At 67.6% G+C, this 10181-nt stretch carries 11 protein-coding genes; 2 read left to right on the top strand and 9 right to left on the bottom strand.

What is annotated here, in order from left to right; genetic code table 11:
• On the top strand, nt 1–537 hold a 537-nt coding region (locus MFF30_RS22885), incomplete at its 5' end, for a hybrid sensor histidine kinase/response regulator (protein ID WP_306424600.1).
• 279 nt (nt 538–816) lie between these two features.
• Here the strand turns inward: MFF30_RS22885 and MFF30_RS22880 are convergent.
• Nucleotides 817–1797 carry an arsenic resistance protein gene (locus tag MFF30_RS22880; protein WP_238282370.1) on the bottom strand — a complete coding sequence of 327 codons (981 nt, stop codon included), beginning with the start codon at nt 1795–1797 and terminating at the stop codon, nt 817–819.
• Nucleotides 1794–2180, bottom strand: a complete 387-nt coding sequence (locus MFF30_RS22875; protein ID WP_238282369.1) for an ArsR/SmtB family transcription factor — start codon at nt 2178–2180, stop codon at nt 1794–1796. Before MFF30_RS22875 ends, MFF30_RS22880 begins: the two co-directional genes overlap by 4 nt.
• A gap of 464 nt (nt 2181–2644) precedes the next feature.
• Here MFF30_RS22875 and MFF30_RS22870 point away from each other — a divergent pair, with 464 nt between their 5' ends.
• On the top strand, nt 2645–3193 hold the full coding sequence (locus MFF30_RS22870) for an NUDIX hydrolase (protein WP_238282368.1): 549 nt from the start codon (nt 2645–2647) through the stop codon (nt 3191–3193).
• A gap of 129 nt (nt 3194–3322) precedes the next feature.
• Here MFF30_RS22870 and eutC read toward each other — a convergent pair whose 3' ends face one another.
• The 7 genes from eutC to MFF30_RS22835 form a co-directional block, all read right to left on the bottom strand.
• A complete protein-coding gene (eutC, locus tag MFF30_RS22865) occupies nt 3323–4126 on the bottom strand; it encodes an ethanolamine ammonia-lyase subunit EutC (RefSeq protein WP_238282367.1) in 804 nt (267 codons plus the stop codon).
• On the bottom strand, nt 4123–5520 hold the full coding sequence (locus tag MFF30_RS22860) for an ethanolamine ammonia-lyase subunit EutB (protein WP_238282366.1): 1398 nt from the start codon (nt 5518–5520) through the stop codon (nt 4123–4125). Before MFF30_RS22860 ends, eutC begins: the two co-directional genes overlap by 4 nt.
• Before the next feature lie 123 nt (nt 5521–5643).
• The gene (locus tag MFF30_RS22855) at nt 5644–6504 is read right to left on the bottom strand and encodes a transglutaminase-like domain-containing protein (RefSeq protein ID WP_238282365.1); all 861 of its coding nucleotides are present in this window, start codon (nt 6502–6504) and stop codon (nt 5644–5646) included.
• 124 nt (nt 6505–6628) lie between these two features.
• The gene (locus MFF30_RS22850) at nt 6629–7222 is read right to left on the bottom strand and encodes a LutC/YkgG family protein (protein ID WP_238282364.1); all 594 of its coding nucleotides are present in this window, start codon (nt 7220–7222) and stop codon (nt 6629–6631) included.
• Nucleotides 7219–8823 (bottom strand): lactate utilization protein B, encoded by a 1605-nt coding sequence (locus tag MFF30_RS22845; protein ID WP_238282363.1) that lies wholly within the window; start codon nt 8821–8823, stop codon nt 7219–7221. The genes MFF30_RS22850 and MFF30_RS22845 overlap by 4 nt, the downstream gene beginning before the upstream one ends.
• Nucleotides 8820–9563 (bottom strand): (Fe-S)-binding protein, encoded by a 744-nt coding sequence (locus MFF30_RS22840; RefSeq protein WP_238282362.1) that lies wholly within the window; start codon nt 9561–9563, stop codon nt 8820–8822. Before MFF30_RS22840 ends, MFF30_RS22845 begins: the two co-directional genes overlap by 4 nt.
• 219 nt (nt 9564–9782) lie before the next feature.
• Nucleotides 9783–10181 (bottom strand): LysE family transporter (locus MFF30_RS22835; protein WP_238282360.1); only part of this gene is annotated, 399 nt, incomplete at its 5' end.

The raw sequence follows: 10181 nt of genomic DNA, 5'->3' as shown, positions 1-10181 counted from the left end.
CAGTGCCTGAGAGTCGCGAGCGCTCCCGCCCTGAACTCGCGGAGCACGTCTGTGTCAGACAACAAGCCTTTGGCTATCCTTATCGCGGAGACAGACTCGCTCGTCAGTATGGTCACGGCCGATATGCTGACGGATCTCGGGTATCAGGCCATAGAGGTCAGCACTGCCGCCCAAGCGCTGGCGGTTCTTCGCGGACCGGCCAACGTCCGCATGCTGATCACGGGGCGCAGCATCGTGGGGGATGGTGTTGCCCTCGCCCATCTCGTTCATCACCGTTGGCCCAGCATCGGCATCATCGTCACCTCCGGAGCCGGAGCCGAACTCCAGCGCGCGCTGCCGCCAGGTGCGTGCTTGCTCGTCAAACCGTACAAGCTGGTGGACCTGGTCCGCGTCGTGGAAGCCAATCTCGTAGAGGTGCGGGACGAGACCTCCGCCGCCCCCATGGTGCCGCGCGGCGTCCCTCCTCATCGGGGATCCGACCTGGGTCACGGCGTGGGCGCCATTGCCGTGCCTTCGACCGAGCCGGACAAGACGTAACCTCAGCCCCCTCCCGCCGGAGGGCGCGCGGGCCTCGAAGGTATGTTCCTGAAGGCCGGTATCCTGGACGAGACCAGCGTGCTCATCCGTCCGGCCACCGGAGCCTCTCCAATGTCCCGAGGGCTTCGAGGACCAGGGTGAGCCCAACCGAGCGCGGCCCGCCGCAGGGAAAGCCCTCCGTGAGCGCTATCCGAGCGCCCGCGCGGACCTCCACATCGTCGCCTTCGTCTGCCTCATGCGCGAACAGGCCACGAAATGGACGGCGCGTCCATCACCCTCCTAAACGTCAACTACGGCAATGTCGGTCGGTGTCCCGAGCCTGGGGATGAGCCGTATGTAGATCAGCTCGCTCACCAACTCGACAAGCGTCTGCGTGACGATCACGGTGGGCAGGAGCGGCACCGCGCCCGGCACCGCGAACGCGAGCGGCAAGATCACCAACGAGTTTCGTGTGGCGGCACTGAACGCCAATGTCCGGCACGTCGATACGTCGAGGCGGAACAGGCGGCCGACGGCCCAGCCGATCAAGGGAGCCGCGACCGCGAAGGCGATGTAGACCGGCACCACCCGGAGAGCCTCGTTCAAGGCGAGGCCGAGCTGCGGCAGAACCGCGACGATGACCACGAAGAGGACCAGCGCCGTGGCGGGCACCGGTAGCAGGCTGAAACCCGCCATCACCCGGCGCCCGACATGGCTTCGCCCGCTCCAGACCTGTACGGCACCGGCCAGGGCCAACGGAACCGCGATCAGCCAGACGAAGGCGTGTACGAACGGGCCGACCTGCACGAAGGTCGCCGCATCCTCGCCCAGGAAGGCGGTCAGGTAGACCGGCAGCAGGACCATTTGTGCGATCAGAAGCGCCGGGGTCGAGGCCAGCAGCACCTTGGCGTCGGCGCGACCGATCTGGGCGAACGTCACCACGTAGTCGATGCAGGGCGTGAGCAGCACCATCAGCACCCCGAGCAGCAGCATCGGGTTGCGGGGGAGGAACTGGATCAATCCCGCGACCAGCACCGGCACGACGACGAAGTTCGTCGCGAGGAGCGCTGCCAGGAAGCGGATGCGCGCAAAGGCCCGACCGAGTTGCGCGAGCGGTACCTGCAGGAAGGTGACGAACAGCATGAACGCAAGGGCCGGGTTGATCCCGGCCTCGAGCACCGTGGTACCGGGGACGGTCAGAGCCACCACAATGGCGGCGCCGATCGCCGCGAAGTAGATTTTGACCTGCTGGCCTTCGAGGGTATCGCGCAACGTCGTCATGCTTCCTCACAGGCGATGGTGCGAGCGTCCACGACGCGCTGCGGCCTGCCGGTGCATTTCGCGAACAGGGCGATGGCACGGTCGCAGACCTCGCAGTGACCCGCACAGCAGTCGCGCATCAGGAAGGCAACGAGGTCGGACAGCGCCGGAAAGATCGCGCTGTAGATGATCGACCGCCCCTCGCGGCGGCTCTGGACGAGGCCCGCCGTCTCAAGGTGGTTCAAGTGGAACGAGATGCGGGGGGCAGAGGCTCCGACGATGGCCGCGGTGATCGCTCCGGCCGCCATGCCGTCCGCCCCTGCGGTGACCAGCAGACGAATGATGCGCAGACGGGTTTCCTGCGCGATGGCACCGAAGCCATCGAGCGCCTGCTTCTCGTTCAAGCCAATTCAACCTTTATGGAAATGTTGAATTGTCCGTAGCGCCGAAATAGACCGGGCGCAACCGTTGCGCGAATCGTCCGTCGCTCACCTGTTCCTTTCTCTTTCCGACATAGTCTCGAAGGCCGGGCCGGCTTCGGGCTATGCGGAAAGAAGGGTTGGCGACGTAAGGCGGACTTCCCGCGTGCGATGACGTTCGCATGCTCGCGGATGTAGCCCCAGCGCCGGCTTCAGGATGGGCATGAGCATCCGGTTCAGGCTCGGGATCGCGGTGAAGTCGAGCGCCCCGAGCCGGATCACCCTGGCGACGGCTTCCGCGACGCAGTCCGGATCGGCGTTCAGCCACCTTCGGCAATGGGCGCGAGGTCCATAGGTGGTCTTCAGATTTTTGGAGTATCGATCCCTGCCGCCCGGCATCGAAACGTGGCTGCAGACGAGGGACACTGGGCCGCCGATGAGGATCAGGAATGACCGACGATAAGCGCTGGACGATCCATCGATCGACCCACGCCTTCCGGGATCGCTGGATCAGTCTCAGAGCGGACGATTGCTCGACACCCGATGGGGTCGCGGTGGCGTCGTACTACGTGCTCGAATTTCCCGACTTCGTGCATGTCTTCGCGACGGATGAGACCGATCGGGTCGTCCTGGTCAGGCAGTACCGCCATGGAATCCAGGGTCTCAGCCTCGAGCTTCCCGGAGGCGTGATGGACCCTGAGGACACCGACGCCGTCGCAGTCGGCGCCCGCGAACTCCGCGAAGAAACCGGGTTCCACGGCGGAACGCTCGCCCACGTCACCACGCTCAGCATCGACCCGGCGCGCTACACCAATCGCCTGCACCTCATCCGCGCCACGGGTGTGGTCGCCGGCACGTCCGATCCGGAGCCGACCGAGGACATCGAGGTCGTGCTCGTATCGCGTCAGGAAGCCAAGCGCTTGGCTCTGTCTGGGGCGATCGCCAACGCAGCCCACGTGGCCTTGATGCTGATGGTCCTGTCCGTGCCGCAGGACTGACGCAGCGCAGGCGTAATAACCGATCTTCGGCATGGGGAGGGTCGGCGCATCCGCGTCGGTCGGCACCATCGGCATGCGCTGAAGTCCGAGCCCGGCGCCCGATCGCTCACACGTCCACCCCGCCGCAGCCTAACCTCCAGGTGAAGCGGCTGCCTCAAGGGGAACCGGTTTCCCGCCGCCTTCGAGCGCGGCGCCGCTGCCATCCTTCAGGTTCACGCCCGAAATGCCGAGAGCGAAGGCCTGGGTCAGAAGCCAGTCGAGCTTGAAGGCCGCGATCTCCGCCGAAAGGCCCGCCGGGCGGATGTTCGAGATGCAGTTGCGCTCGGCATCCGAGCGCCCGATGCGGGGATCGAGGGTGAGATAGGCCCCGAGGCTGTCCGGGGAGGACAGTCCGGGCCGCTCACCGATCAGCACGACCACGGCGCGGGCCTTCAGTGCGGCGCCGATGCCGTCGCCCAGGGCGACCCGGCCCTGAATCGCCACGATCACCGGGGCCAGGCGCCAGCCGGCCCGCGCGACGTGAGGCTTGAAGGCCGCGAGGAAGCCGGCCGCACCCTCGTGCACCGCGCGGGCGGAGAGGCCGTCCGCCACCACCAGGGCGAGATCCACGGCCTCGCCGGCGCGGGCGGACAGGGCCTCGCGGGACGCGTCGCTCAGCGCGCGTCCGAGGTCGGGCCGGCGCAGGTAGGTCGCCCGGTCGGGCGCCGACGAGGCGACAGTGAGGGTTTCGAAGCCGAGCGATGCGATGCCGGCGGAGACCGTCTCCACATCGAGGGCGGTGTGGACCGCGTCGCGGGCCTGGGCATGGGCGAGGCCGAAGCGCAGGACTTCCCGCGTCGGCAGACCGGCGCCCGCCCGGCCGAGGCCGATGCGGGCGGGCGTGAGCCGCGCGAGGCGCGCCCAGGGATCGTCCGGCGTGCGGTCGTCGCTCACGCCGCCACGTCCCGGTCGGCGAGGCCGGGAGCCCCGGCGATGAGGCGGGTGCTCGCCCCCTCCGGCAGCAGGGTGCCGTCCGCGTCGGTCAGTCCGATCCGCTCCAGCCAAGCCTCGAATTCCGGGGCGCGCTTCAGTCCGAGCACTTCGCGCAGGTAGAGCGAGTCGTGGAACGAGGTGGACTGGTAGTTCAGCATCACGTCGTCGGCGCCCGGCACGCCCATGATGAAGTTGCAGCCGGCCGCCCCCAGCAGGGTGAGCAGGGTGTCCATGTCGTTCTGGTCGGCTTCGGCATGATTGGTGTAGCAGACGTCACACCCCAACGGCACGCCCATGAGCTTGCCGCAGAAATGGTCCTCCAGTCCCGCCCGGATGATCTCCTTGCCGTCGTAGAGGTATTCCGGCCCGATGAAGCCCACCACGGTGTTGACGAGGAGGGGCCGGAACGGCCGCGCCACCGCATAGGCCCGCGCCTCCAGGGTCTGCTGGTCGATGCCGTGGTGCTGGCCGGCCGAGAGGGCCGAGCCCTGTCCGGTCTCGAAATACATGCAATTGTCGCCCACCGTGCCACGCTTCAGGGCGAGCGCCGCCTCGTGCGCCTCCTTCAGGATGGGCAGGGTGACGCCGAAGCTGGCATTGGCCCCTTGCGTGCCGGCGATCGACTGAAACACCAGGTCGACCGGCAAGCCCCGGTTCATCGCCTCGAGCGTCGTGGTGACGTGGGTGAGGATGCAGCCCTGCGTCGGGATCTCGAGACGCTGGATCAGGTCGTCGATGAGCTGGAGGAGGGCGCTCAGGGCCGAAACAGAATCGGAGGCTGGGTTCAAGCCGATCACCGCGTCGCCGCAGCCGTAGGACAGGCCGTCGATGATCGAGGCCGTGATGCCGGCGGCATCGTCCGTTGGGTGGTTGGGCTGCAGCCGCACGGCGAGGCGCCCCGGCAGGCCGATGGTGCTGCGAAAGCGCGTCACCACCCGGCACTTGCGCGCCACCAGGATGAGATCCTGATTGCGCATGATCTTGCAGACAGCCGCCGCGATCTCGGGCGTGATGCCCGGGGCGATCCGGACGAGCGTGTCCGACGACGCGGTGAGCAGGAATTCGCGAAAGTCGCCGACGGTGAGGTGGGCGATCTCTGCAAAGGCACCCGCGTCGTGGATATCGAGGATGAGCCGGGTGACGTCGTCGTCCTCGTAGGCGATCAGCGGCCGCGCCAGAATCTCGCTGAGCGGCACCTCGGCGAGGCACCAGCGGGCCGCCATCTCCTCCTCGGCGGATTCTGCCGCGATGCCGGCCAGCCGGTCGCCGGAGCGAACCGGCGTGGCCTTGGCCATCAAGGCCGCGAGGTCCGCGAAGACGTGGGTGCGGGGGCCGACGACGTGACGATAGGCCATGACTCGACGCGCTCCTGCGTTGCCGCTCGGTATCCGTTAGCCTGCCCGGGGAAGGGCGTCGCGATCCTCGATCACAGGATGCAGGGATCCGGTGATCCTGTCTCCCCCGGACAAGCGCTCGGCCTACATGGCGCCCGCGTGCGGGGCCGGCTCCTCGGTGGAGATCGCGTCGACCGTGCGCTGGGGCGGGCTGCCCTGACCGTCCGAACGGACGATACGAATCTGTTGGTTCACGGGCTGCATGTTGCCCCAGGGGGTCGAGAAGGCGATCTCGGCGGCGTCGCGGCCCACGCCGATGCGCACGAGACCATCGAGATCGGCCTGGCGCGTGGCGTCGAACAGCCACCAGCGTCCGTCGAGATAGGCCTCGAACACCGCGTGGAAATCGCTCGGCACGAGGCCGTGGGCGTAACAGCTGACGAAGCGGGCCGGGATGCCCAGCGCCCGGCAGAAGGCGGTGCCGATATGGGCGAAGTCACGGCAGACGCCGGCCCGCTTGAGCAGGCTCTCGTCGGCGGTGGTCTCGCCGTCGCTGGTGCCCGGCTGGTAGGTGAGGTGGTCGTGAATCCAGTTACAGATCGCGTTGACGCGCTGGTGGCCCTTCGGCAGGGCGCCGAACTCGGCCAGCGCGAAGGGCGTCAGGCGGTCGGAGGAGACGAAGCGGCTCGGCAGCAGGAAGGGCAGGATGTCGAGGGGTAGCTGCGCGATCGGGGTCTCGTTGATCGTCGCCGGGTCGGCCCGGTGCACGGTGAGCTCGACCTCGGAGTTGTATTCCAGCGAGAACTGTCCGACCGGCACGTTGACGCCGAGGTAGCGGTTCAGGAGATCGGGCGTGACGTAGATGTCGCGCTTGAGGTTGGGGTTCAGCGTCAAGGTCTCGCTGATGATCTGCAAGCTCCGGAGCCGCGCGACTTCGACATTGAAGATGAAAGTCGTGTCGGAGAGGATGTTGTAAGAGAGGCTGCAACCGAGCGTGTAGCGCATGGGGGTTCCTTCCATCATGCCGCGGGAGCTTGCAAGGATTACGCCCGCGTCGAACGGAAAGATCCGGTTCCTCGTCCCCCGAATGACAGTCCACGCGGGATTGTCCGCGTTTCCATACGCGATGTCAGGTGCGGGGCGTCAGGATAACGGTGAGCGAACGCACCCCCTGCGCGCCGTGGATCAGCACGCCTTCGATGTCGGCGGTGGCCGAGGGGCCGGTGTGAAGCACGGCGTAATCGGCGCGGGCGAAATCCGGGCGGCGGTAGGCCGCCTGGATGTTCACCAGGATGTCGGCCGGGTCGAGGAGCACGACGAGATGCTGGGCCAGGTAGGCGACGGCGTTGACCTGCAGCTCGGCCTGCGTGAACAGAACCGAGCCCGTCTCGGCGACCCCGAACACCGCCCGCACGATGGCGACGTCGACGTCGGCGAGGTCCTGCGGACGGGCGACGGCGGAGAGATCGCGGTTGCCCGCGAATTCCGGCACGGCGGAAGCGATGACCTTCGCGCCGTCCAGGCGCTCGCGCACGCTGGCGAAGAGGTCGTCGCCCGAGGTCGCTTCGGCGAGCCGCCCGCCCATGCGCTTCAGGCGTTCGCCGAACTCGGCGACGTGGTCGTCCCCGACCAGCGGCGCGAAGAGCGGTACCTCCGGCAGCGGATGCGCGCCGGCCGGGCGGTTCCGGCGTATGCGGGCGAGGGTGTCTTCGCGGACGCTCACTTGATCCCCTCGGTCTTCTTACCGCCCGCCTTCGCCATGCGGTTCTGCTTGTACCAGGCATGGAAGGTCTGACGCGGGGCCTCGGGCATCTCGCGGCCCTTCCCCCAGGTGTTGAGCGGGTTGTAGACGGCAAAGCGCGGCAGCACCTTGAGGGCGGAATCGGCGGCACCGATGGCGGCGCGGTAGGTGGCCGGCCGGCTCAGCACCTGGCCCGCCGCCTTCATCATGCCCTGCTTGAGCAGCGGGATCTGGTGCTCTTCCGCCAAAACCTTGCGCCACGCAAAGATCTGCTCGTGGATGTTGATCTTCACCGGGCAGACATTCGTGCAGGAGCCGTTCATCGTGGAGGAGAAGGGCAGCGTCGAATATTTGCGCTTGTTGAAGGTCGGGTCGATGATCAGTCCGATCGGCCCCGAATAGGTGGCGCCGTAGCTCAATCCACCGCTGCGCCGGTAGACCGGGCAGGTGTTCATGCAGGCGCCGCAGCGGATGCATTTCAGCGAGGTCCAGAACTCCTCCATGCCGAGGCGCTCGGAGCGGCCGTTGTCGACCAGCACCATGTGCATCTCGGTGCCCTTGCGGGGCGCGCGGAAATGCGAGGTGTACTGGGTGATGGGCGAGCCCAGCGCCGAGCGGGAGAGAAGGCGCAGGAACACGCCGAGATGCTCGATCCGCGGGATCAGCTTCTCGATGCCGATGGAGTGGATCTGGAGCTTGGGCACGTTGCCCGAGAGGTCGGCATTGCCCTCGTTGGTGCAGGTCACCACCGTGCCGGTCTCCGCGATGGCGAAGTTGCAGCCGGTCAGTCCCGCATCCGCCTCCAGGATGAGCGGGCGCGTGTGCATGCGCTGGCTCTCGGCCAGGTAATGGGCGTCGTCGTTCTCCGGGTCGGTTCCCATGGTCCGGGAGAAGACCTCGGCCACGTCGAAGCGGGTCTTGTGCACGGCCGGCACCACCACGTGGCTCGGCTCCTCGTTGTCGAGCTGCTGGATGCGCTCGCCGAGATCGGTCTCGATCACCTCGATGCCGGTGCCGGCCATGTAGTGCCGGAAGCCGCATTCCTCGGTGAGCATCGACTTCGACTTGATCAGCGATTTTGCGCCGTGATCCTTGAGGATGCCGTGGACGATGCGGTTGTGCTCGGCCCCGTCGGCGGCCCAGTGCACGTGGACGCCGTTGGCCTTGGCCTGGGCCTCGAACTCCTCGAGGTAGCGGTCGAGATTGGCCAGGGTATGCGTCTTGATCTGCGAGGCGAGCTCGCGCAGCTCTTCCCACTCGGGAATGCCGAAGGCGGCCGTGTCGCGCTTGGTGCGCAGGTCCCAGAGCCTGGCGTCGTGCGCCTTCTGGTGCATGGGTGCTGCGAGGAATCGCTCGGCGGCCTCGGCTTGGTCTATGGGGCGGTCGCCGCGGATCTTGGCGCCGCGCGGCTGCGGCTCCCGAGGCGCTTTGGCCGAGATCGGCCGCGAGGCGCCCTCGGCGTGCTGCAGGCGCCGGCCGTCCTGGCCGCGCTCGCTCTCGTCGTTGCCGGCCAGCACCTCCGGATGAATCACGCCGTCGCGGCGGGCCTCGTCCTGCGGACGGAGTTCGTCGGACGCACTCATGCGGTCTCTCCATTGAGGATGCGGGCGATGTGGATGAACTTGAGGGGCACGCCGATCCGCTCGGCGCAGCCCTTCTGATGCATCATGCAGGACGAATCGGCCGAGACGACGTATTCGGCCCCTGCCTGGGCGTGGTCGGAGACCTTGTCGTAGCCCATCTTGGCCGAGACGGCGGGCTCGAACACCGAGAAGGTGCCGCCGAAGCCACAGCACTCGTCGGGCCGGGCCGGGGCCATGATCTCGATGCCCTTGACCTTCTTCAGGAGGTCGAGGGGCTTGGAGAAGAACGGCGCGTTCAATTCGGACGGACGGGCATGGTGGATGCCCCGCAGGGCGTTGCAGTTGCCGTGATAGCCGACCCGATGCGGAAACTCCGCCCAGGGGAATTCCTCGACCTTGAGGATATCGTGCAGGAACTCGACCAGTTCGAAGGTCTTGGCCCGCACGGCCTTGACCTCGTCCGTCTGCGGGATCGCCGTGAGGTGCTCGCGCACCTGGTGCACGCAGGAGCCGGAAGGCGCCACGACGTAGTCGAACGGGGCGAAGTTCTTCACGAACAGCGCCTCGGTGGCGGCGGCCTCCGCGTGGCAGCCGGTGTTGGTCATCGGCTGGCCGCAGCAGGTCTGGTCGAAGGGGTAGTCCACGTCGAGGCCGAAGCGCTCCAGCAACTCCAACGTGGCGATCCCCACCTCCGGTTCGAAGGCATCGACGTAGCACGGCACGAACAGTCCGATGCGCATGGCGTTCCCTGGTCCCGCGCCCACCGGGACGCCCCGCCGGCCGCTTTGGAAGTGTTCTACGATTGGCCTGGGTTTAGAGCATCGGGCGGGACGGGGGAACCGGTTTCGCGCGGGGCGGGGGCGGTTCGACGTGCGGTCGGAAGCCGAGGTCCAGCTTCGCGCCCACGTCGATGGCGCCGAGGAAGGCCGAATACTGGCCCCTGACGGCGCGTTGCGGCGTCAGGGCCGTTCCGAACCTGTCGCGACGACGGCTCCGCTCAGTCCCCGTTGCGGTGACCCATCCAGGCTGCCCACCAGCCCTTTGGCCAGGAGGCTCAGCGCCAGGGCGGCGAGGAGAAGACCGGCGGCCTTGTTGATGCGGTGGAGCACGTGGCTGGTCACGCAGCCCCGGAGCAGGGAAACTGCGGTGTTGAAGGCAACCCACCAGGCGAGCGAACCCAGGAACACCCCGGCAACGAGCACCGGAAGCGGAGCGGCCCCGTGGGCAAGGAGGGCCGGCATCGCCGCTAGGAACAGGACGGGCGTGACGGGGTTCGTCAAAGCGAGGCCGATGGCGCTGCCGTAGCTCCCCGCGAGGGTGCGGCGCCGCTCACCTCCTGGGCGCCCGCCTTCTTGGCG

This window comes from Methylobacterium goesingense (assembly GCF_022179225.1).
Taxonomy (GTDB): Bacteria; Pseudomonadota; Alphaproteobacteria; order Rhizobiales; family Beijerinckiaceae; genus Methylobacterium; species Methylobacterium goesingense.
The sequence above is the reverse complement of the archived record's forward strand: the minus strand, read 5'-3'. Positions and strand labels throughout refer to the sequence as shown.